The 21,735-nt window shown below is 70.7% G+C and carries 22 protein-coding genes and 1 tRNA gene; 9 read left to right on the top strand and 14 right to left on the bottom strand.

All coding sequences use genetic code 11. The annotated features are described in order from the left end of the window. Window positions 1–131: 131 nt before the first annotated feature. From JEQ17_RS21335 to JEQ17_RS21325, 3 genes are all read right to left on the bottom strand, one after another. Window positions 132–863, bottom strand: coding sequence for a nucleotidyltransferase family protein (locus JEQ17_RS21335; RefSeq protein WP_143639575.1), 732 nt, complete (start codon window positions 861–863; stop codon window positions 132–134). A 150-nt stretch (window positions 864–1,013) separates the two neighbouring features. Then, window positions 1,014–1,496, bottom strand: coding sequence for a hypothetical protein (locus tag JEQ17_RS21330; RefSeq protein ID WP_200396722.1), 483 nt, complete (start codon window positions 1,494–1,496; stop codon window positions 1,014–1,016). A 236-nt stretch (window positions 1,497–1,732) separates the two neighbouring features. Then, a complete protein-coding gene (locus tag JEQ17_RS21325) occupies window positions 1,733–2,869 on the bottom strand; it encodes an ABC transporter ATP-binding protein (RefSeq protein WP_200396721.1) in 1,137 nt (378 codons plus the stop codon). Between the two features lie 259 nt (window positions 2,870–3,128). Between JEQ17_RS21325 and JEQ17_RS21320 the strand changes: the two genes are divergently transcribed. Next, a tRNA-Thr gene (locus JEQ17_RS21320) sits at window positions 3,129–3,205 on the top strand. Between the two features lie 26 nt (window positions 3,206–3,231). Here the strand turns inward: JEQ17_RS21320 and JEQ17_RS21315 are convergent. The 3 genes from JEQ17_RS21315 to JEQ17_RS21305 all read right to left on the bottom strand — a co-directional run bounded on the left by JEQ17_RS21315 (window position 3,232) and on the right by JEQ17_RS21305 (window position 6,409). Continuing rightward, window positions 3,232–3,873 carry a helix-turn-helix transcriptional regulator gene (locus JEQ17_RS21315; protein ID WP_200396720.1) on the bottom strand — a complete coding sequence of 214 codons (642 nt, stop codon included), beginning with the start codon at window positions 3,871–3,873 and terminating at the stop codon, window positions 3,232–3,234. A 314-nt stretch (window positions 3,874–4,187) separates the two neighbouring features. Then, the gene (locus JEQ17_RS21310; protein WP_200396719.1) at window positions 4,188–4,916 is read right to left on the bottom strand and encodes an alpha/beta hydrolase; all 729 of its coding nucleotides are present in this window, start codon (window positions 4,914–4,916) and stop codon (window positions 4,188–4,190) included. A gap of 26 nt (window positions 4,917–4,942) precedes the next feature. Continuing rightward, complete coding sequence (locus JEQ17_RS21305) at window positions 4,943–6,409, bottom strand: NAD(P)/FAD-dependent oxidoreductase (RefSeq protein WP_200396718.1); 1,467 nt, start codon at window positions 6,407–6,409, stop codon at window positions 4,943–4,945. 70 nt (window positions 6,410–6,479) lie between these two features. Between JEQ17_RS21305 and JEQ17_RS21300 the strand changes: the two genes are divergently transcribed. Together JEQ17_RS21300 and JEQ17_RS21295 are read left to right on the top strand one after the other, a co-directional pair. After that, the gene (locus JEQ17_RS21300) at window positions 6,480–7,310 is read left to right on the top strand and encodes an aminoglycoside phosphotransferase family protein (RefSeq protein ID WP_234048302.1); all 831 of its coding nucleotides are present in this window, start codon (window positions 6,480–6,482) and stop codon (window positions 7,308–7,310) included. Between the two features lie 135 nt (window positions 7,311–7,445). Continuing rightward, the gene (locus JEQ17_RS21295; RefSeq protein WP_200396716.1) at window positions 7,446–7,928 is read left to right on the top strand and encodes a GNAT family N-acetyltransferase; all 483 of its coding nucleotides are present in this window, start codon (window positions 7,446–7,448) and stop codon (window positions 7,926–7,928) included. Window positions 7,929–7,948: 20 nt separating this feature from the next. Here the strand turns inward: JEQ17_RS21295 and JEQ17_RS21290 are convergent, their stop codons facing one another. Continuing rightward, entirely contained in the window at window positions 7,949–8,959 is a 1,011-nt protein-coding gene (locus JEQ17_RS21290) for a zinc-binding dehydrogenase (RefSeq protein ID WP_200396715.1), read from the bottom strand. Between the two features lie 129 nt (window positions 8,960–9,088). Next, on the bottom strand, window positions 9,089–10,288 hold the full coding sequence (locus tag JEQ17_RS21285; protein WP_200396714.1) for an NAD(P)-binding protein: 1,200 nt from the start codon (window positions 10,286–10,288) through the stop codon (window positions 9,089–9,091). A gap of 161 nt (window positions 10,289–10,449) precedes the next feature. Between JEQ17_RS21285 and JEQ17_RS21280 the strand changes: the two genes are divergently transcribed. Next, a complete protein-coding gene (locus JEQ17_RS21280; RefSeq protein WP_234048301.1) occupies window positions 10,450–11,151 on the top strand; it encodes a pentapeptide repeat-containing protein in 702 nt (233 codons plus the stop codon). 385 nt (window positions 11,152–11,536) lie between these two features. On the opposite strand, the gene JEQ17_RS21275 is transcribed toward JEQ17_RS21280, so the two are convergent. Continuing rightward, window positions 11,537–12,037 carry a hypothetical protein gene (locus tag JEQ17_RS21275; RefSeq protein WP_200396712.1) on the bottom strand — a complete coding sequence of 167 codons (501 nt, stop codon included), beginning with the start codon at window positions 12,035–12,037 and terminating at the stop codon, window positions 11,537–11,539. Window positions 12,038–12,074: 37 nt separating this feature from the next. On the opposite strand from JEQ17_RS21275, the gene JEQ17_RS21270 reads away from it, so the two are divergent. Continuing rightward, complete coding sequence (locus tag JEQ17_RS21270) at window positions 12,075–13,487, top strand: M1 family metallopeptidase (RefSeq protein WP_234048300.1); 1,413 nt, start codon at window positions 12,075–12,077, stop codon at window positions 13,485–13,487. Window positions 13,488–13,494: 7 nt separating this feature from the next. Here the strand turns inward: JEQ17_RS21270 and JEQ17_RS21265 are convergent, their stop codons facing one another. From JEQ17_RS21265 to JEQ17_RS21255, 3 genes are all read right to left on the bottom strand, one after another. After that, on the bottom strand, window positions 13,495–13,692 hold the full coding sequence (locus tag JEQ17_RS21265; protein ID WP_200396710.1) for a DUF5708 family protein: 198 nt from the start codon (window positions 13,690–13,692) through the stop codon (window positions 13,495–13,497). Between the two features lie 178 nt (window positions 13,693–13,870). After that, window positions 13,871–14,386: a GNAT family N-acetyltransferase gene (locus tag JEQ17_RS21260; protein ID WP_200396709.1), complete on the bottom strand. Its 516-nt coding sequence runs from the start codon at window positions 14,384–14,386 to the stop codon at window positions 13,871–13,873. A 118-nt stretch (window positions 14,387–14,504) separates the two neighbouring features. Next, a complete protein-coding gene (locus JEQ17_RS21255; RefSeq protein ID WP_143639602.1) occupies window positions 14,505–15,080 on the bottom strand; it encodes a TerD family protein in 576 nt (191 codons plus the stop codon). Window positions 15,081–15,296: 216 nt separating this feature from the next. On the opposite strand from JEQ17_RS21255, the gene arfB reads away from it, so the two are divergent. Both arfB and JEQ17_RS21245 read left to right on the top strand, forming a co-directional pair. Then, the gene (gene arfB / locus JEQ17_RS21250; RefSeq protein WP_055617568.1) at window positions 15,297–15,725 is read left to right on the top strand and encodes an alternative ribosome rescue aminoacyl-tRNA hydrolase ArfB; all 429 of its coding nucleotides are present in this window, start codon (window positions 15,297–15,299) and stop codon (window positions 15,723–15,725) included. A 124-nt stretch (window positions 15,726–15,849) separates the two neighbouring features. Beyond that, the gene (locus JEQ17_RS21245) at window positions 15,850–16,845 is read left to right on the top strand and encodes a sigma-70 family RNA polymerase sigma factor (protein WP_200396708.1); all 996 of its coding nucleotides are present in this window, start codon (window positions 15,850–15,852) and stop codon (window positions 16,843–16,845) included. A 3-nt stretch (window positions 16,846–16,848) separates the two neighbouring features. Here JEQ17_RS21245 and JEQ17_RS21240 read toward each other — a convergent pair whose 3' ends face one another. Beyond that, entirely contained in the window at window positions 16,849–17,412 is a 564-nt protein-coding gene (locus tag JEQ17_RS21240) for a flavin reductase family protein (RefSeq protein WP_200396707.1), read from the bottom strand. 401 nt (window positions 17,413–17,813) lie between these two features. On the opposite strand from JEQ17_RS21240, the gene cdgB reads away from it, so the two are divergent. Then, window positions 17,814–19,496 (top strand): diguanylate cyclase CdgB, encoded by a 1,683-nt coding sequence (cdgB, locus tag JEQ17_RS21235; RefSeq protein WP_200396706.1) that lies wholly within the window; start codon window positions 17,814–17,816, stop codon window positions 19,494–19,496. A 118-nt stretch (window positions 19,497–19,614) separates the two neighbouring features. Further along, on the top strand, window positions 19,615–20,589 hold the full coding sequence (locus JEQ17_RS21230) for a carbohydrate-binding protein (RefSeq protein ID WP_200396705.1): 975 nt from the start codon (window positions 19,615–19,617) through the stop codon (window positions 20,587–20,589). Between the two features lie 190 nt (window positions 20,590–20,779). Here the strand turns inward: JEQ17_RS21230 and JEQ17_RS21225 are convergent, their stop codons facing one another. Further along, window positions 20,780–21,709, bottom strand: coding sequence for a 1-phosphofructokinase family hexose kinase (locus tag JEQ17_RS21225; protein ID WP_200396704.1), 930 nt, complete (start codon window positions 21,707–21,709; stop codon window positions 20,780–20,782). Between the last annotated feature and the right edge of the window lie 26 nt (window positions 21,710–21,735).

The following is a 21,735-nucleotide window of genomic DNA, read 5'->3' as shown; positions in this document are numbered from 1 at the left end:
CAAGCCGGTACGGCGGCCCAGGACCGTACAGCCGGTACGGCGGCGCAGACCGTACGACGATGGGGCCCGCACCTCTCAGGTGCCGGGCCCCATCGTCGTACATGCCACGGTCGTGGACCGGGACAAGTGCCTCAACGTCCCAGTGCCGCCAGCTCCTTGGCGGCCTCGGTGAGGTCCTTCGCGGTGTCGATGGCGCGCCAGTAGGCGCCCTGCGGGATCGGATAGCCGGCCAGACGGCGCTCACGGGCCAGGCGGGGGAACGTGGAACGCTCGTGGTCGCCGAGGTCGGGCAGCAGGGCGGCGAACTCGGGGGAGAAGACGTACACACCCGCGTTGATGCCGTACGCGGTCGGCGGGGACTCGATGAAGTCCGTGATGTGGCCGAAGTCGTCGGTCTCGACGGCGCCCCACGGGATGCGGGGGCGGGCCAGCGCGAGGGTGGCCACCGCGTCGCGCTCGGTGTGGAAGTCCGCCATCTCACGGAGCGAGAAACGGGTCCAGATGTCGCCGTTCGTCGCGTACCAGGGGCGGTCCGGGTGGGGCAGGTGCTTGGCGGCGAACTTGAGGCCGCCGCCGCGGCCCAGGGGCTCCGTCTCGACCACGGTGGTCACGGAGACGGGCAGCTCGGCCGAGTCGAGCCACTGCTGGAGCACCTCGGCGAGATGGCCGCACGAGACGACGACGTCGGTGACGCCCTCCTCGGCGAGCCAGGCCAGCTGGTGGCCGATGATCGGGGTCCCGGTGCCGGGAATCTCGACCATCGGCTTGGGACGGTCGTCGGTGTAGGGACGCAGCCGGGAGCCCTGGCCGCCGGCCAGGACGACGGCTTGAACGGGGCGCGACGCGGCGTTCGGATCGGTCATGACCCGAACTGTACGTGGCGCCCCGCGGGTTTTGCGGGTGGGCTTGTGCGGGGTGCGTGGGGTGCGTGCGGTGGGGATCTGCGGGCCGGTGGGGGCTGGTCGCGCAGTTCCCCGCGCCCCTTAGAGGGCCCGGGGGGCCCTCCTGGCGGCTCAGGTGTGCTGGGCTGCCACGCCCGTGGCGAAGGATGTGTCGCAGACCGGGCGGGCGAACGACTGGGCTCGGGTCGGGCCGTAGGCGCGGACGGCGGCGCGGCCCAGGGCGCGGGCGATGGACGCGCAGTGCTTGGCGAGCGACGGACGGCCGTTCACCGCCTCCTGGAGGTGGGTGAGGGCCACGCCCGGGTTCTTCTCCTGGAGTTCGAGGAGGAGTTTGTCGCGCAGCATGTCCTGCGGGGCGCGGGACGGGGCGCGTCGGGAGACGTCCTCGGCGGATGCGGCGAGCACCGACGTCGAGGAGCTGTTTCCCGACCAGTTGACTCGGGTGACCGCGAGCGTCCCGGAGAGCACCAGGACGACGGGCAGAACGAGGGCGAGAGTACGGCCGATCCGGCGGGCCGGACCGCGGCCGTGCCGTGTCGGTCGGCCGGCGGGACCACGGCCGTGTCGCGTCGAGTGGTTAGTGGAGTGCTTCACGCGAGTGAGGGTAGCGCGGGGTGATGATTTGGCGACATTTAGTAATCAATTCGGGGGACGGGTAAACCGTCGTTTTCGAGTTTGATGTTGACGTACGGGTATCGAAATGCCCGTTCTGCCGGGGTATTTGTCGACAACGAAGAAGGCCCCGCAGCAGTCTGCGGGGCCTTCTTCGTCAACTTGGGTGAAATCTCCGGGACCGGCCGGGTCGGGACCGGCCGGTTCGACCGACCCGGTCAGTCGGAGAGGCGCTCGCCCGAGGACGTCGAGAACACGTGGGTCTCGCCCGGACGCGGCACGACGTGCAGCGTGGCGCCCTTCTCCGGGACCGCGCGGCCGCTGACGCGGACGACCAGGTCCTTGAGGTCGTCGCCGACCTTGGCGCTGCCGTAGACGTAGCCGTCGGCGCCGAGTTCCTCGACGACGTTCACGGTGACGGCGAGGCCCGCCGGGGCGTCCTCGGTGTCCTTCGACAGGGAGGCGGCCGCGCCGCCGTTGTGCTCGACGATGTCGAAGTGCTCCGGGCGGACACCGACGGTGACCGTGGTGTCACCCTTGTCGGCGGCGGTCTTGAGGGCCTCGCGGTTGACGGGCACCACGCTGTTGCCGAACTTCACGCCGCCGTCCGTGATCGGGACCTCGATCAGGTTCATGGCCGGGGAGCCGATGAAGCCGGCCACGAAGAGGTTCTTCGGACGGTCGTACATGTTGCGGGGGCTGTCCACCTGCTGGAGCAGACCGTCCTTGAGCACGGCCACCCGGTCGCCCATGGTCATGGCCTCGACCTGGTCGTGGGTGACGTACACGGTGGTGATGCCGAGGCGGCGCTGCAGCGACGCGATCTGCGTACGGGTCGAGACGCGGAGCTTGGCGTCGAGGTTCGACAGCGGCTCGTCCATGAGGAAGACCTGGGGCTCACGCACGATGGCGCGACCCATGGCGACACGCTGGCGCTGACCACCGGAGAGGGCCTTCGGCTTGCGGGCCAGGTAGTCGGTGAGGTCCAGGATCTTCGCCGCGTCCTCGACCTTCTGGCGGATCTCGGCCTTGTTGACGCCGGCGATCTTGAGCGCGAAGCCCATGTTGTCGGCGACCGTCATGTGCGGGTACAGCGCGTAGTTCTGGAACACCATGGCGATGTCCCGGTCCTTGGGCGGCAGGTGCGTGACGTCGCGGTCACCGATGTGGATCGAGCCGGCGTTGACGTCCTCGAGACCCGCGAGCATCCGCAGGGAGGTGGACTTTCCGCAGCCGGAGGGGCCGACGAGGACGAGGAACTCGCCATCCGCGACGTCGAGCTCGAGCTGGTCGACGGCGGGCTTGTCGCCACCCGGGTAAATGCGGGTCGCCTTGTTGAACGAGACAGTGGCCATGGGTCGTAGGCCCCCTTCACCGGCAGGAACGTGCCGGACGATCCGTTGTAAAGGTGGTGTGACCACTACGGAACGGTCCGTAGTGGTGTAGTCCACGCCAGTGAACTGGGTCAGGACGCTACCTCGCGTTCACACGTTCTGTCAGTACTCCGCGAGCGATGAAGTTCGAGGAAATTTTCGACAGGGGCCCGCTGTGACGTGGGTACACTGCTCGGGCGTGCATGCGTGCACGCACCCGGCCCGCCCGTGCGCGGGCCCCGCCTCCTTAGCTCAGATGGCCAGAGCAACGCACTTGTAATGCGTAGGTCGTCGGTTCGAATCCGACAGGGGGCTCCAGCTTGTGGGGACGGGTCCGTGGTGGGTCAGATGATGCCGGACCGGATTGCGTAGGAGACCGCGTGGGCGCGGTTTCGTAGTTGTAGGCGCTTCATCACGCCGTAGAGGATGTATTTGACGGTGCGTTCCGAGTAGGAGAGCTTCGTCGCTATTTCGGCGAGTTCCTTGCCTTCGGCCACCAGGCGCAGCACGTCCACCTCGCGGGGGCTGATGCCGGATGCCGTGAGGCCTCGGGGGGCGAGGAGTTCGCGTTGGGCCCAGCGGACCTGTTCCATCAGGGTGCCCTGGAGGGTGGGCGGAAGGCTTCCGCCGCCGTCCGCGATGGTGTGCAGGGTCCGGATGAAGGCCGCCTGGCTGAAGGAGTCGCGCCAGAGCACGGCGCGGACCCCGCGGTCGACCGCGGCCGAGACGTCGGCGTGCCACTCCTTGCCCACCACCACGGCGAACCGTGCGTCCGGTCTGTCGCACAGGCCGCGCAGCAGGTCGAGGGTGGAGGTGTCGGCGACGTCCACGGTGACCACGATGACGTCCGCTTCGCGGATCCTGTCCGGTGGGACCTCGCGGATGCGGCGGTCGTTGTGGAGATAGCTGAGCAGTCCCGCCCGGACGATGGCGTCGGGTGCGTGGATCGCCACGCGCACGGTGTCTGTGAGTACCTGCTGAGGCATTCGCCCCCCATTCGGGAACCCAAGTGGTCCATGCCGTTCAGGAGGTTGATGGTGGCACGCGGGGTTGCCTCGTTCCGCTTCCAGAGGCCCCTCCTCCGTTAAGGAGGGGGAAATCTGGCACGAGCGGGGCGAGCGTGACCGGAGGGGTCAGTGGTGGTCCGTCGTCATCGGGGTGCCCGTGAGCACTGCCGTGACCACCTCTGTGCGGGAGCGCATTCCGGTTCGTCGGGAGGCTGCGCGGCGGGGCATCTTTTACCGCGACAGGACGATCCGGGCGACCGCGACCGTGCTGCCGATGCTCCAAGGGGTATGGGTCACCCGCTGACGTGGTCCTCCCGCGTACGCAGCCCCGCCGCCTCCGCGATGACGCGGGCCGTGCGCAGGCCCTCGCGGTGGGCGCTTCCGGAGTGTGCGGGGCGACAGCGGCCGAGTTCGGAGGCGTATTCGGCCATGACCGCGCCCGAGTGGTCCGTGGTGAGCACCGTGAGGGGCGCGGGACGGCCACAGGCGGCCAGGACGGCCTGGAACTCGTGGGCGTTGGCGAAGTCGCAGACCCGGTCCGCCGTGCCGTGCACCAGATGGATGGGCAGCGGCGGGGCGGAGGCACAGACGGCCATCGGGGAGGGCAGGCCCAGCAGCGGCTCGGGCTGGTTGTAGCGGGCGGAGATGCCGACCACGGCGGCCGGACGCCAGCCCTCCGGCGGGTCGGGACGCAGGGCCGTCGCCATCGCGGCCCGGCCGCCGAGCGACCAGCCGACGAGGACGACCTCCGACGGGTCCCGTACGAAGTCCCAGGTGAAGCGGAGGGACGCCTCCAGGTGGGGGCGGCCGCCGTCGGGGGCGTCCGGGTGCCAGTCGGGGACTATGACGGTGGCGCCGAGGCGGGCCACCTCCGCGGCCAGGGCGCCCAGGACGTCCCGCTCGGCCGGGCCGCGCCCGTGCCAGAGCAGAACCGTCGGGGCGTCCGTGGCGGCGGCGCGATGGATGTCGAGGAGCTGACCGTCGGAGGAGTAACGGACGGTGTCCATGACTGCGGTGCTCATGGGGGTACTCCCTGTCTCTGGGCGGATCAGCGGCCCGCGACCCGGTCGGCGATACGCGCGATCCGGGACGACTGTGCGGCATGGGTGGTGAGTTCGCGGCGGTCGGCGGCTCGATACGTCGCGTACATGCCGTGTACCCCGAGCCAGCGGAAAGGCTCCGGTTCCCACTTGCGGACCTTGTGTTCGACCCAGGGGAGGGTGATGAGGTCGGTCGCCCCCGATTGGCCGGAATCCCTCTGGATCAGGTCCCGGAGGGTGCGGGCGGCGAGGTTGGCGGTGGCGACACCGGAGCCCACATAGCCGCCGGCCCAGCCGAGGCCCGTGGAGCGGTCGAGGGTGACCGTGGCGCACCAGTCGCGCGGGACACCGAGGACACCCGACCAGGCGTGCGCCACGGCGACGGACGAGAGCTGGGGGAAGAACCGGACGAGGATCTCCCGCAGGGCGCGGACCGTCGACGCCTGCGTACGGCCGTCGTTGTCCGTCCGCGAACCGAAGCGGTACGGGACTCCGCGGCCGCCCAGCGCGATGCGGCCGTCGGCCGTGCGCTGGGCGTACATGTACGCGTGCGCCATGTCACCGAGGGTCTCGCGGCCCTCCCAGCCGACGGACTCCCACTGCTCGGCGGTCAGCGGCTCGGTGGCGATCATCGAGGAGTTCATGGGGAGCCAGGTCCGCCGCTGGCCCTTCAGGGAGGCTGTGAAGCCCTCCGTGCAGCGCAGGACGTAGGGGGCGCGGACCGTGCCGTACGGCGTGACGGCGTGCTTCGGTCTGATCTCGGTGACGGGTGTCGACTCGTGGATCGTGACGCCGAGCGCCTCGACGGCCGCAGCCAGGCCCTTGAGCAGCTTGACGGGGTGCAGCCGGGCGCCGTGCGGGGTCCAGGTCGAGCCCACCGCGTCCGCGACCCGGATCCGCTCGGCGGTCTCGCGCGCGCCGTACAGCTCGCGGTCCTTCTCCCCGTACGAGAGCTCCGTCTCGTGGAAGGCCTTCAGTCGGGCCAACTGGGCCGGGGTGTAGGCGACTTCGAGTACGCCGCCGCGGTGGACGTCCGCGTCGATGTGCTCTTCCTCGGTGACCCGCACGACCTCGGCGACCGTGGCGTTCATGGCCTCCTGGAGGCGTACGGCGGCCTCGTGGCCGTGCAGGCGCGCGTACCGGTCGCGGCCCGCGATGCCGTTGTAGAGCCAGCCGCCGTTGCGGCCGGACGCCCCGTAGCCGCAGAACCGCTGCTCCAGGACCGTGATCCGCAGGAAGGGCGCGGCCTTCTTCAGGTAGTACGCGGTCCACAGGCCCGTGTAGCCGCCGCCCACGATCACCACATCGGCACTCGCGTCCCCCGGGAGGGGCTCACGGGGCGCGGGGAGGCCGTCCTGCGCGTACCAGAACGATATGCCGCCGTTGACGACGGTGCGGGGCGCGTCGGCGGTGCGGGGCGCGTGCGCCGCGCGGGCCGTGTCGGTCGCGCGGTCCGCGTTCTCCGTGCTGCTCATGCGCGGGACGTTAGCTTCTCCGGGTGGCGGGTGTCTCCTTCGGATTCCATGGTTGCGTGAGGTGATGGTCATGGTTCGGTACGCACGGCTGCTGGAGCGGGGCGATGAGTTCCTGGAGCGATGGGGGCTGCGGCAGGAGGGGACGCCCATGAGCGGGCAGGTCTCGGTCGTGCTGCCAGTGGTGCTCGGGGACGGCACACGGGCCGCGCTGAAGCTCCAGGACGTGGACGAAGAGACCGTGGGCGAGGGGCTCGCCCTGCGGACCTGGGGCGGCGACGGCGTCGTACGGCTGCTGGACGAGGACGCGGAGACGGGCACCCTGCTGCTCGAACGGCTCGACGAGGGGCGGCCGTTGGATGCCGTGCCGGACGTGATGAAGGCCACCACGATCCTCGCGGAGCTGCTGGCCCGGCTCTCGGCCGTGCCGGCGCCGGAGGGACTGCGGCGGCTGGACGGCGTCGTCGCGGGGATGTTCGAGCGGTTGCCGGCCGTCCTTGCGTCCCTTGAGGGGAAGGGCGACGAGGGCGACCGGCGGCTGCTGAAGGACTGTGCGGCGGCTCTGCGCGAGGTCGCGGACGAGCCCGGGGACCGGCTGCTGCACTGGGATCTGCACTTCGAGAACGTCCTGGCGGCCGAGCGCGAACCGTGGCTCGTCATCGACCCCAAGCCGTTGGCGGGAGACCCGGGCTTCGAGCTGCTGCCCGCCCTCTGGAACCGCTGCGAGGAGGGGCAGCTGACGCGCCGCTTCGACCTGCTGACGGAGACGCTGGGCCTGGACCGGGAGCGGGCCCGGGCCTGGACGCTCGGGCGGGTACTGCAGAACTCGTTGTGGCAGGTGGAGGAGGGGGAGGGGCTGGACGACGAGCAGGTTGCCATCGCACGGGAGTTGCTCGGGCGGTGAGGCGGTGAGGCGGTGGGGGGCTGCTTGGGCCTTGGGCTTTGGAGTCGGCCGGGCCCGGGGGGCTTGGGTGTTGGCTCCGGCCGACCGCCGGAATATCGGCTCTGGCCGGCGGCGGCGCTGTCGTAGCCTGCCCGCATGATTCGTACGGCGACTCCCGCAGATGTGCCCGTGATCCACTCCATGGTCCGTGAACTGGCCGAGTACGAGAAGGCGTTGGAGGAGGCCGGAGCCACCGAGGAGCAGTTGCGCGAGGCGCTCTTCGGGGAGCGGCCGGCCGCGTTCGCGCACATCGCGGAGTCGGCGGACGGCGAGCCGGTCGGGTTCGCGCTGTGGTTCCTGAACTTCTCGACCTGGCGCGGTGTGCACGGGATCTACCTGGAGGACCTGTACGTACGGCCGCAGGCGCGGGGCGGTGGGTACGGGAAGGCGCTGCTCGGGGAGCTGGCGCGGATCTGTGTGGAGCGGGGGTACGAGCGGCTGGAGTGGTCCGTCCTCAACTGGAACAAGCCGTCCATCGACTTCTACGAGGCATTGGGGGCCCGGCCACAGGACGAGTGGACGGTGTACCGGCTCACGGACGGGCCGCTCGCGGAGCTGGGGCTGGGCGCTCGACGTTGAGGGGCGAGGGCTGGGCGGGGTCACGGTTCCAGGACCACCTTGCCGATGGTGTCCCGGGATTCCAGGGCCCGGTGTGCGGCTGCCGCCTGCGAGAGCGGGAAACGCTGGACGGCCGGGGTGAGGCGGCCCTCGGCGGCCTCGGCGAGGGCGCGGAGCTCCAGGGTGCGGATGGGGTTGGGGCCGCCTGTCCTCTGTGTCATCACGGGGCCGAGGACCGATTCGGACACTCCCTCGACGAGGTACGGGGTGCCGTCGTGCAGGCCGGCCCCCGACCAGCCGAAGACCAGGTGCTTGCCGGTGAGGGTGTGCGGGGCCGTGGCCGTGCCCGGGGTGGCGAGCAGTGCGACCGACTTGCGGGCCGTGTCGCCGCCCACGCCGTCCAGGACGATCGTGGCCGGGCGGTCGCCGAGGAACCGCCTCACCTGGTCCGGCCAGTTCGGGTCCCTGTAGTCGACGGCCAGGTCCGCGCCGTTCTTCTCGACCCGTGCCACCTTCTCGGGGCCTCCCGCCAGGCCGATCACGGTGGCGCCCGCGTGCTTCGCGTACTGCACGAGGAGGGTGCCGATGCCGCCCGCCGCGGCCGGGATCACGGCCACGGAGTCGGCGGTGAGGTCGGCGAACTGGAGGATCCCCATCGTCGTACGGCCCGTGCCGATCATCGCGACGGCCGCTGCGAAGTCCAGGTTCGCGGGGATCTCGTGGAGCCGGTCCACGTCCGTGACGGCCAGTTCGGCGTAGCCGCCCGGGTTGAAGCCCAGGTGGGCCACCACGCGCTTGCCCAGCCAGAGGGCGGCGACTCCCTCGCCGAGGGACTCGACCGTGCCGGCGACCTCGCGGCCGGGGATCGTCGGCAGCCTGGGCAACTCCGGGAGCGGGCCCTTGATGCCCGCCCGGATCGCCGTGTCCAGGAGGTGTACGCCCGCGGCGGCGACCTGGATGCGGACCTGGCCGGGGGCGGGGCGGGGGGCGTCCGTTCGCTCGTACGTGAGGTTCTCGGCCGGGCCGAAGGTGTGGAGGCGGATGGCTTGCATGGGGCTCCTCGGGCGGGCGGGGCGGAATGGCTTGGTGCGGGGTGGGGCTCTCGGCTTTGCTGGGGCCTGGGATGGGGCTGGGGTTGAGGTTGGAGCTGGAGCGCGGTGCGTTGTCATCAGCTTTCAACCTCAAGCGTGCTTCAGGTCAAGGCCCGACCTGGTTCGCGTGCCCAGCGCCAGCGACACCGCCTCCAGCGCGCTGTTGAACGACACCTCGGAGAGCACGCCCGGCGCCGCGACCTGGTCGCCCGCCAGGTAGACGTCGTTGCCCCGGTCGATGCGGGGGCGGTCGCGCCAGCTCGTACCGGGCAGGTCCACCGCGCCGGTGCGGCCGTTCGCGAGCGCCTCGCGGCGGTACGTCACGCGGTCGCGCCAGGCCGGGAAGGCCAGGTCCAGGAGTTCCTCGGCGCGGGCGATGCCGTCCGCGCGGGACTCGTGCGGTGCGATCGGGATCTGGCCCTGGAGGAGCTGTTCGCCCGCCGGGGCGAGCGTCCGGTCCTGGGCCGTGAACCGCTCGATCCAGCCCGGTGCGTCGAGGTCGGAGACGGCGAACGCGTCGCCCCTGCGGGTACGGAGCGCCAGGTCGATCAGGGCCGTGCGGCCGCTCGTCCAGGTCAGGGAGCTGTCCTTGAGCAGGGTGCGGGCGGCGTCGAGGGAGGTGGCGACGACGACCGGGCCGTGGTCGCCCGGGAGTTCGCCGACTCGGGCCAGCGTCTCCACTCGTACGCCGAGGTTCCAGGCCCGGGCCGCCATCCTGTCGATCACGCTCGCCCAGCCGCCGCGCGGGTAGTGCGCCTCGGGGGGCAACTTTGTCGCTCGGCGCAGGCGTTCCTGCACGAACGCGGCGGAGAGGGCGCCCGGGTCGTGGTGGAAGACGGCGACGGCGGAGTAGTGGGCCGCCGCGGTCGCGCCCTCCTCGCCTGCGATCTTCGTGGCCCAGGTCTTGAAATCCTGGTCCACGGGGGCGCGTTCGGCCGTGCGGCGCAGGAGTTTGAGCATCGCGAACGGTGGGGTGCGGCGGAGGACGCCCTTGTGGCGCAGGCGGAGTCGGGCGGCCTCCAGGGGTGGGAGCGGGGCGAGTTCGCCGATCAGGTCGCGTTGGCTGAGCCAGGTCCAGTGGGGGCCGCCCTTGTAGAGGGCGTGGGGGCCCTCGTTCGTCTTGTACGGGCCCTCGCTGGTGCGGGCTCGGCCGCCGAGGGTGTGGTGGGCCTCGTACACGGTGACCTTGGCGCCTGCTTCCGCGGCGGTGATGGCCGCGGTGAGGCCGGCGAAGCCGCCGCCGACGACGGTGATGCGGTGTGTGCGGTGTGTGCGGTGCGTGTTGTGCATTGGCTTGGGTCTCCTCTGGGCCGGGGCTGTGGTTCGGGTGCCTGGGGTCCGGTGGGTGTTTTCTCTGTCCCTATGACTCCTCGGGGGCGTCGGAATGTGACATCGGGGGGTGTTTTGGCTGGTCGGGTGGGCTGTCAGTGGGTGGGTGCAGGATGGGGGGCATGGTGAGGAACGTGGCGAAGGTGGGGGTCGTGGCGAAGGTGGGGGTCAAGGCGGCTCGGCGGCCCGAGGTGCGGTTGCCGCCGCTTGAGGCTTTTGGGGGTGGGGAGCTGGAGCCCGACGGGGACTATGACGGGCTGCGGTTCAGCGACGTCGACTTCGTGGGGCAGGACGGCGGGGGTGCGCGGTTCATGGACTGCGCGCTGATGGGGTGCGCGGTGGATGAGACTCGGCTGCACGGGGCGCGGGTGCTGGATTCCGTGCTGACCGGGATCCGGGGGGTGGGTACGGATCTTGGGTCTTCGACCTTCCGGGACGTGGAGGTTGTCGATGCCCGGCTGGGTGGGGTGCAGTGGCACGGGGCCGTGCTGGAGCGGGTCGTCGTGCGTGGGGGGAAGATCGACTACCTGAATCTGCGGGAGGCCCGGCTCAGGGATGTCGTGTTCGAGGGGTGTGTGCTCGTCGAGCCGGACTTCGGGCGTGCTCGGCTGGAGCGGGTGGAGTTCGTGGACTGCGTGCTGAAGGGGGCGGACCTCAGCGGGGCGACGCTCGTGGACGTGGATCTGCGGCGGGCGGCCGAGGTGTCGTTCACGCGGGGGGTCGAGCGGCTGGCGGGGGCCGTGATCAGTCCGGCTCAGTTGATGGACCTGGCGGGGGTGTTCGCGGCGGAGATGGGGGTTCGGGTGGTGGGGTTGGACGGTTGACCGTGCCTGGGTCGCTTGGTGCCTGGCGTTGGGGGTGGGGCGCGGGCCGCGCCGGTACGTCGAGCCCGCCGCTTGCCGGGTGTACGACCGCGGTCATCGACAGTTCCGCCCACCGGAGGAGCCGTATGCGGCGGACTTCGACGCACCGGCACGGCCCGCTCCCGTGCGATCGCGCCTGCGGGTGTGTTTGTGGCTTCGGCGGCGGCGCGGCTACGAGTGCGGGCGCGTTCCCGTCCCCGGGGGCGGGTGGGGGCTTGCGTTGTGAGTCCGTCCGGCGGCTTCGGGTGTGGCCTCGCACACTCAGCCCGTCCGGCGTTTGAGGACGAGGCCGTTCAGGCCGATTGGGGGTCTGGGGGCGGAGCCCCCAGGGGTGGCACGCTGAGGGTTACGGCAATCTGGGGAAGCGCGCCTCGAGGCTCCAGATCGCAGGGTTTTCGCGGAGCGCCTCGTGGAGGTCGGTGAGGTCGGCCAGGAGGTCGTGGAGGAAGTCGCGGGCCTCGCGGCGGAGTTCGGTGTGGGAGAAGGTGAGCGGGGGCTCGTCGCCGGGCATCCAGTCGGACTCGATGTCGACCCAGCCGAAGCGGCGCTCGAAGAGCATGCGGTCGGTGGACTCGGTGAAGTCGAGTTCGGCACGCTGGGGGCGGGAGGCGCGGCTGCCGAGAGGGTCCTTGTCGAGTTGCTCGACGATGTCGCACAGGGCCCACGCGAAGTCGAGTACGGGCACCCATCCCCAGCCTGTGGACAGCTCGCGGTCCGCCTTCGTGTCCGCGAGATAGACGTCCCCGCAGAAGAGGTCGTGGCGCAGGGCGTGGACGTCCGCGCGGCGGTAGTCGGTCTGCGGGGGGTCCGGGAACCGGGCGGAGAGGGCGTAGCCGATGTCGAGCACGTGGGTGATGGTGTCACGTCGTCTTAGGATCACCGTCGTGCCCCGATCTGTGCCCGTTGGTCCAGCGACCGTCGCCGTTCTGCTCGTGCTCGCTCTCGTCGGCTGTGACGGGGGAGTGCGGGGGAGTGCGGGTGCGCCCGGGGTGCGGGATCCGTACTTTCCCAAGGCCGGGAACGGGGGGTACGACGTCACGCACTACGGCCTGATCCTTGATTACGAGCCGAAGGCGCGTCGGCTGACGGGGAAGGCGGAGATCACGGCTCGGGCGGAGCAGGATCTGAGTGCGTTCGACCTCGATCTCAAGGGGATGAAGGTCGAGTCGGTGGAGGTGGGCGGGAAGGCCGCGCGCTTCAACCGCAGTGGGGGGCAGGAGTTGGTCGTCCGGCCGCGTGACGATCTCGATGAGGGGTCCGTGTTCACCACGGTTGTCCGTTACTCCGGTTCGCCGGAGACGATCACCGACCCGGACGGTTCGGAGGAGGGCTGGCTGCGGACGGAGGACGGGGCCCTCGGGTTGGGGGAGCCGACCGGGTCCATGGCCTGGTTTCCCGGCAGTCACCATCCGAGCGACAAGGCGACCTATGACATCACCGTCACCGTGCCCGAGGGGGTGAAGGCCGTGTCCAACGGGGAGTTGCGGAGTGAGGTGACGAAGCGGGGGCGGACTTCGTTCGCCTGGCACGTGGGGGAGCCGATGGCGTCGTACGTGGCGACGGTTGCCGTGGGGGAGTACGAGGTGCGCCGGTCGAAGGGGCCGCACGGGCTGCCGGTGTATGTGGCCGTGGATCCCGGAGAGGCCAAGGCGAGTCGCGAGGTGCTCGGGCGCATTCCCGAGGTTGTGGAGTGGGGCGAGCTGAATTTCGGGCCGTACCCGTTCTCGTCCGTGGGGGCGATCGTCGAGCGGGAGGACGACGCGGGGTATGCGCTGGAGACGCAGAACCGGCCCGTTTTTCCCGGTGCCCCGAGTGTCGAGCTGCTCGTGCATGAGCTGGCCCACCAGTGGTACGGGAACTCCGTCACCCCGAAGACGTGGCGGGACATGTGGCTGAACGAGGGCTTCGCGACGTACGCCGAGTGGCTGTGGGCGGAGGATCACGGCGGTGACTCGGCCCAGGACGTCTTCGATGCCCTGTATGAGGGCGACTACTTCGACAGCCGCGAGGACAACGACGCCGTCTGGGCCTTTCCACCCGCGAAGCCCCCGAGCGCGGCTCGTATCTCCGACAGTCCCGTCTACGAGCGGGGCGGGATGGTGCTCCACAAGATCCGCCAGAAGGTCGGAGACGACACCTTCTACGACATCGTCCAGGGCTGGGCCGCCTCTCGTCGTCACGGCAACGCGGACACGGACGACTTCACGGCGTACGTGGAGAAGAAGGCACCGGGCGAGGACTTCTCCCGGATCTGGGCCGACTGGCTCTACGGGGAAGGCAGGCCGGACCGGCCCTGAGGCAGGGTCAGCCCCTTGCGCTGCTCGTCCGTGTCGCCTGGAACAGGCCGAAGAGTGTCTGGACCGCACCGATGACCATCATGACCACCCCGGCCTTGGTGAGGGAGACGAACGAGATCTCCACTCCGTCGGCGAACAGTTTCAGGGCCAGGCCGGCGAGAAGGGTCGCGGCCCCTTCGGCCATGTTCTTGGAGGCAGGACTCACTGGTGGACTCGCTTCCCGGAGACGCTCCGATGCACCGGTTGCCTGGACGCAGGCCCGGACTGGACACGTCTCATCGTAGGAACGCCGAGGTCAGCGGGTCGTCGGCCGCGTGAACGAGCTTCGGCTACATCGTTCGAGGGAGTCGGGGAGCCCAGGGGCGAGGAAGTCCGCGGGCTCGCTAGCGCAGGATCTTGCGCAGTACCGCGCAGGGGCGGCCCAGTTGGCGGTCCTTGCGGTGGCCGATGGTCTCGTAGCCGATGGCTGTCCAGAAGGAGAGGGCCGCGGGGTTGTTGTCCAGGGCGGCCAGGCGGACGGCGTCCTGGCCCGTCTCGCGGAAGCGGTCCTCGATGTGGGCCGCCAGCTGTCTGCCGTATCCCTTGCCCTGCTGTTCCGCGTCCACCAGCAGCAGGCCGATCCAGGGGTCCGGGTCGGCCGGGTCGGGGTGGTGGGCGAGGGTGATCGCCACGGCGACGAGCCGGCCGGCGCTGCGGGCCAGTAAGACGTCCACGTCCGGGTTCGTCAGTTCGTCGGCCAGGGCTGCCGCCACTTGCTCCGGGCGGATGTCGTGGGGGTCCGGGAAGTCGCCGCTGAGGGCGTAGAACTCGTGGTTCGACGCGTAGAGCGCGGTCAGTTCGGTGAGGAGGGGGCCGGGGAGGTCGTGGTCCGGCGTCAGGGCGAGGGGTTCGATGATCACTCGCGGCAGGTTAGCCGGGCCGGGGCGCCCGGGCGGGGTGTGCGGACGCGGAGGAGCCCCCGGTCCGGGTGTGCCGGATCGGGGGCTCCTTCGGTGCCGTTCAGGCGGGGTTCGGCTGTCAGACGTTGACGCCGAAGTCCTGGGCGATGCCCGTCAGGCCGGACGCGTAGCCCTGGCCCACCGCGCGGAACTTCCACTCCGCGCCGTTGCGGTACAGCTCGCCGAAGACCATGGCCGTCTCGGTGGCCGCGTCCTCCGAGAGGTCGTAGCGGGCGATCTCGGTGCCGCCGGCCTGGTTCACGATGCGGATGTACGCGTTGCGGACCTGGCCGAAGTTCTGCGAGCGGGTCTCCGCGTCGTAGATGGAGACCGGGAAGACGATCTTGTCGATGTCGGCGGGGAGGCCGGCCAGGTTGACGTTGATCGCCTCGTCGTCGCCCTCGCCTTCGCCCGAGCGGTTGTCGCCGGTGTGGACGATGGTCTGGTCCGGGGTCTGCTTGTTGTTGAAGAAGACGAAGTGTCCGTCCGAGTAGACCTTCCCCTGGGGGTTGACCGCGATGGCCGAGGCATCCAGGTCGAAGTCGGTTCCCGTGGTGGTGCGGACGTCCCAGCCGAGGCCCACGGTGACGGCGGTCAGGCCCGGAGCCTCCTTGGTGAGCGAGACGTTGCCACCCTTGGACAGGCTTACAGCCATTGTTGGGAGTCCTTCCCTCGTTTGACGTACGTACGGGTCGTGCGGTCCTGCGCGTCGGGCTTCGTACGGGACGAAGCTACCGGCACCCCTATGAACGCCGAAGGGGGTCCCCAGGGTTCCGCACCTCTTTACTTTCTTTACCTACTCGTCCCGGAGCGCGGTCGCCGCGCCGAAAAACGGGTGACGTGGACCGGACAGACAAGGGACCATGGGGGCATGTCCGGTCCCTACGTCATCCGTGGCTCCGTCTCGCTGCCCGAGGCCGAGCTCATGTGGCGTTTCTCGCGGTCCTCCGGGCCGGGCGGGCAACACGTCAACACCTCCGACTCCCAGGTCGAACTGCGCTTCGACCTGGCGAAGACGGAGGCGCTGCCGCCGGTGTGGAAGGAGCGTGCCCTCGCCAAGCTGGCCGGGCGGCTCGTCGACGGCGTCGTCAGCGTGCGGTCCTCCGAGCACCGCTCCCAGTGGCGCAACCGCGAGACCGCGGCCGTCCGGCTCGCCTCGCTGCTCGCCGAGGCCACCGCCCCGCCGCCGCGGGCCCGCCGTGCCACCCGCATCCCTCGCGGGATCAACGAGCGCCGGCTGCGCGAGAAGAAGCAGCGCGGGGACATGAAGCGGGGGCGCTCCGGGCGCGACTGGACCTGAGGGTCCGCCGCGTCCCGGATCCCGGCACCCGCGTCCTCTGTCACATCCGCCCTCCGCGGCCCGTCAACTCATCGACGGGCCGCGGAAGAGCGCGGAAACAGCAGTGGCAGAGGAGACGCGGCGCATGAGCGGGGACGAATTCCTGACGCCGGAAGAAAAGGCTGAAGGAAAGTCGGAAGACTGGCCGCAAGGCAAAAGGAACGAGCACGGGAACGGCGGCGAGGACGGCGGCCGGAACGGCCCCGGGAGTGCCGTCGGCACCGAAATTCTCGCCCTGCGGTTCGAAACACACCGTGCCCGTCTGCGGGCAGTAGCCCACCGAATGCTCGGTTCGCCCGCCGAGGCCGACGACGCCGTTCAGGAGGCCTGGCTCAGGCTCAGCCGGTCGGACACCAGCGAGGTCGCGAACCTCGGCGGCTGGCTGACGACCGCGGTGGGCCGGATCTGTCTCGACATGCTGCGCTCCCGCCGGACGCGCCGCGAGGAGCCACTGGACGAGCCGGGCGTGCGGCTGCCGGAACCCCTCCTCGCACCGATCACCGGGGCCGACCCCGAGCAGGAGGCCCTGCTGGCCGACTCGGTGGGCCTCGCCCTCCTCGTCGTCCTGGAGACCCTGGGTCCGGCCGAGCGGCTCGCCTTAGTGCTGCACGATCTGTTCGCCGTGCCCTTCGACGAGGTCGCGACCGTGGTGGGGCGTTCGCCCGCCGCGACCCGTCAGCTCGCGAGCCGGGCGCGGCGCCGGGTCCAGGGCGGCGCGTCCGCGGCCGATGCCGATCCCGACCGGCAGCGGGAGGTCGTGGACGCGTTCCTGGCCGCCGCGCGCGACGGTGACTTCGACGGTCTCGTCGCGGTGCTCGACCCGGATGTGGTGGCACGGTCCGGGGCCGGTGTGACGACCGGCGCGGCGGCCGTGGCATCCGGCGCGATCACGTTCGGACGGCTCGCCGCGGTCGGGCGGCCCGCGCTCGTCAACGGGTCCGTCGGCGTCGTGGGACTCATGGAGGGACGCCTGGTCAGCGTGTTGTCCTTCACAGTCGTACACGGCCGGATCGCGGCGATCGACATCGTCCGGGAGCCGGAGCGACTGGCCGGGCTCGACGTCACCTTCCTGGAGGGGTGAGGCCTACCCCAACTGCCGGTAGCGGCCGCGGAAGTACGTCAGCGGTCCGCCCTCCGTGTTCGGTGCCGAGGACGTCAGGACCCGGCCGATGACCAGCGTGTGGTCCCCGGCGGTCACCCGCTGTTCGGTGCGGCACTCCAGGGTCGCCAGGGCGCCGCCGATCAGCGGGGCCCCGGACGCCTCACCGCGTACCCACAGGAGGTCCTCGAAGAGGAGACGGTCGGAGATACGGCCCTTCATGGCGAAGCGGCCCGCGATCCGGCGCTGGCTCTCGGCGAGGACGGAGACGGCCCACAGGGGCTGTTCGTCGAGCAGGTCGTCCATGCGGGAGCCCTCGCGCAGACCGACCATGACGAGGGGCGGGTCCAGGGACACGGACATGAACGAGGTCGCCGTCATGCCGACGTCCTCGCCGCTCGGGCCGTCCGGGTCCGGCTGTGGCTCGTGCGCGGTCACCAGGACCACACCCGCGGCCAGCCGGGACATGGCGGCGCGGAACTCGTCGTTGCTCACCCCCTCAGCATGCACGGGCGGGGCGGGAGGAGCGGCAGAGGGAGTGTTCAGCACGGGAAGACGCTATTCTCCGGCCTCCGTGCGACACATCGGGCCAGGGGCCGAACCGGGTCCTAGGACCGAGGAAGGAGTGTGACTTGTGCCTCCTATCAGGCGCGCGCACATCTCCCACCAATTTGCGTTCAGTAAACGCACGGCGAAAACACAGAAACTCTACTCAATTGTTCATCTTCACCTGTGACTTGAGTCACAGGTGCCATATTTTGTTGACCCTGTGTACCGAGTGGGCAGCGCGCTGTGATTCAGTGGCGGGGACGCTGCGAGCAGTAGGCGATCAGTGGGACCGGCCGGCAAGAGGCCGGTGAGTGACCAGTAGGCGATCAGTAGGCGATGAGTACCGACGAGAAGCCTGGATAACTCTGGAGTTGCTGTCGAGCGTCTCGGGGAGAGCGAGCATGGAGACCGAGTCGGAGCCGTACGTCCGTCTTGCGACCCTGCGGCAGCTGCATCAGGTCATGGCGGACATGAACACGGCCCGCAGCCTGGCCGACACGCTGCAGACCGTCGCCGACGGCGTCGTGACCGGCCTCGGCTACGAACTCGCCTGCGTCAACCTCGTACAGCCCGACGGTGACCTCGTGGTCGCCGCCCTCGCCGGGAACTCCGCCGCCGAGGCGCTCATCACCGGACGCGTCGGCTCCCGCGCCTCCTGGGAGCGCCGGCTCACCATGGGCGAGTCGTGGGGCGATCTGCGCTTCATACCGCACACGGAGGGCTGGGTCCTCGACGAGGACGACGTCCCGCAGTGGTACACCGACGGACCCGCACCGCGCTTCGAGGACGAGTGGCACCCCGCCGACCGCCTCTTCGCGCCCATGTACACCCCGGGAGTCCCCGGCGGCTCCTGCGGCGAGCTGATCGGCGTCCTGTCCGTGGACCGGCCGCGCAACGGCCGGCACCCCGGCGCCTGGGGCCGCGAGGCCCTGCAGATGTACGCGTTCCAGGCCGCCATCGCCATCAGCAACGCGCGTCTACGAGCCAATATGCAGCGCGCGCTCGTCCGCCTGGAGCGGGAGCAACAGGCGCTGCGTGCCAGCGAGGAGAGCTTCCGGCAGGCCTTCGAGTACGCCCCGTCCGGCATGGCCATCGCCGAGATGGGCGGCGACCAGCACGGCCGGATCCTGCGCACGAACGACGCCCTGTGCCGCCTCCTGGGCCGTCCCGCCTCCTCGATGCGCCGCTACTCCTTCTCCGACCTCGTCCACCCCGAGGACATCGGCACCCTGCTGCGGACCTCCGCCGAGGGCGGGCGCGCCGAACTCAGACTCTGTCGCCGCGACGGCACGTACCTCTGGGTGTCGCTGCGCAACAGCGTGGTCGCGGACGCCGCCGACGGGCCGCGGTTCCTGCTCACCCACGTCGAGGACATCGAGGACCGCAAGCGCCGCGAGTTGCAGCTCGCCCACCGGGCCTCGCACGACTCGCTCACCGGCCTGCCCAACTCCGCCGAACTGCGCTCCAGGCTCGGCGCCCGGCTGTGCGCGCGGCCCGCGGCGATCGAGCCCGGCGTGGTCGACACGATCGACGCGGCGTACGGGCACGGGCCGGCCGAGCACACCGCGGTCGGCGTGTACGACGCGAACGGACACGGCTTCGACTACCGGCCGGGCCCCGAGGCCTTCGACGCCTACGACCACCATGTGCACACCGTCGCCCCGGAGGGCGAGCGGGACGACGGGACGAAGGGGCTCGCGGTCCTCTTCTGCGACCTGGACGGCTTCAAGTCGATCAACGACCGCTTCGGGCACAACGCCGGAGACGCGGTGCTGATCGAGGTGGCCCGGCGGCTCGGCGGCGCGGTGCGCGACGGGGACACGGTCGCGCGGCTCGGCGGCGACGAGTTCGTGGTGCTCGCCGACGGCCTCGGCCGCGCCGACGCGCAGGACCTCGCGGTACGCCTGCGGAACGAGATCATCCAGCCCATCAGGGTCGACGGCCGGGCCATGCGGGTCGGTGCCAGCTTCGGTATCGGGTGGGCACACTGCGGCATGACGGCGGACGAGGTCTTGCAGTCCGCCGACGAGCGGATGTACATAGAGAAACGGTCTCGTCCCAAAGCGCACAGGCGTGCGGGCTGATCCGCAGGTCAGCGATGCGATGCGAGCGGAGTCACCCGTTTGGGGCAGCGGGAGCGGGTAGGCTCGCCTTTCGATCCCCCGTACCGCATCTGAACCGCACCCGCTAGGAGACCTAGGGATGACGCCCGGCAACAACGGCGCGAGCACGCCCGAGGACGACGACCCGTTCGGCTATCTGTACGCCGACGGGCAGGCCGCCGGAGCCCAGCCGCCGAGCGGCGGTGGTGGCTATGGCTACCCCGGCTCGGTCAACAGGGTGCGGCCGGTCGGTGAGCGCCAGTACGGCCAGCCCGCCGCGCCGACCGCCCCCACCGCGCAGTACGGACAGGTGCCCCAGCAGCAGGGGACGTACGGCCAGCCGAACGCGAACTACTCGGCGCCCGAGGCCTTCAACGGCGGCGAGCCCACCACCTACCAGCCGCTGCCCGACCACGGCCATGGCCACGGTGGTGGCGGCGGTCGGGGCCGCGGTCCCAACACCAAGGGTCTGCTGATCGGTGCCGTCGCCGTCGTGGCGGCCGTCGTGATCGGCATCGGCATCGCGATGCTCGGCGGCGACTCGGACGACGACAAGGGCGGCGATGCGGCGGGCTCGACCCCGTCGGCCGCCGACAGCGTCGAGCCGAGCAAGGAGGCGTCGAAGCCGGCCGCGGACCCGGCGGAGCTGCCGGAGATCGACGCGAAGGCCCTGAAGCTGGGCCCCGGTGTGACGACCGCCTCCGACGTGGAGGGCGCGAGCTCCGGCGGCGGCATCTATGTGACGGGCATGAACCAGGTCGGCGCGGAGGTCACCTGGACCGTCAACGGCATCCCCAAGGCCGGCACCTACACCGTCTTCACGCGGTACAGCGTCGCCGGCAAGGACGCCAAGATGACGCTCACCGTGAACGGCAAGGAGTTCGGCAGCAAGCTGAACCTCGGCAACTTCACGGGCGCCAAGGACAACGAGTGGGAGAAGGGCTGGACCGAGACCTACTCCTGGCCCACCCTCACCAAGGGCACCAACACCATCTCCATCTCCTGCCAACAGGGCGACGACTGCAACGTCCTCCTGGACCAACTACGCCTGAAGGCGGGCCAGGTCAAGGACTAGCGCCCCGCAAGGGGCGCAGCCCTCGGGGGCGCGGGGAACTGCGCGACGAGCCCCCACCGGCCGGCAGCCGACACTCTGCCTCTCAAGGGGCGCGGGGAACGGCGCAGTCTTTGGCTTTTAGGGGCGCGGGGAACCGCGCGACCAGCCCCCACCGCCCCGCAGCCGAACATCCCACGGCCGAGCGGAGCGCTCACGCCGCCGCGGTCTCGCCAGTCACAGACACCCGCCCCACCAACTCCTCATAAGCCGGCCGGTCGAACTCCCCGGCCACCGGCGCCAACACGGTCGCCGCCGACAACGCCACCGCACGAGCCAACCGCTCCGGCCACGGCAACCGCTCCACCAGCCCCGACAGAAGCCCCGCGACGACGGAGTCCCCCGCCCCCGTCGGATTGCCGCGCACCCGGCGAGGCGGAGCGGCCCGCCAGTCACCGTCGGGCGTACGCGCGAGAAGCCCCTCCGCGCCCAGCGAGGCAACGACCGCATGGGCACCACGCCGCCGAGCATCACGGGTCGCCTGCGACACCTCATGCGCCCCGGTCAGCTCGGCCAATTCGTCCGCGTTCGGCTTGACGATGTCGGGCCGCGCGGCGACCCCCCGCCGAAGCGGCTCCCCACTCGTGTCGAGCAGCACGGGCACGGCGAGCGACCGGGCCACGCGCACGAGCCCGGCGTACGCCCCCACCGGCACCCCGGGCGGCAGACTCCCGCACAGGGCCACCGCGGAAGCGGACCGCAGCAGATCCTCGTACGCCTCCTGGAAGGCGGACCACTCGGCCGGGGCGATCGAGGGGCCCGGCTCGTTGAGTTGAGTCGTGTCACCGCTCGCCGTGTCGGCCACCGCGATCGTGCGACGGGTCGCACCCGCCACCGGGACCAGCGCGTCCACGACACCCGGGGTGTGCGTGAGCCCGTCCTGGACGGCCCGCCCGGTCGCACCGCCCACGAAGCCCGTCACGGTCACCTCGTGACCGAGGGCGGCGAGCACCCGGGCCACGTTCAGACCCTTCCCGCCCGGCCGTTCGATCACCTCGGTGACGCGGTGCGAGGTGTGCGGTCGCAGCCCCCGTACGCGATAGGTGATGTCGAGAGCGGTGTTCAGCGTGACCGTGAGGATCACCTGGGCCGGCCTCCCTCGAAGAGATT

This window comes from Streptomyces liliifuscus (genome assembly GCF_016598615.1).
Lineage (GTDB): Bacteria > Actinomycetota > Actinomycetes > Streptomycetales > Streptomycetaceae > Streptomyces > Streptomyces liliifuscus.
This window is presented reverse-complemented; position numbering and strand designations above follow the sequence as displayed.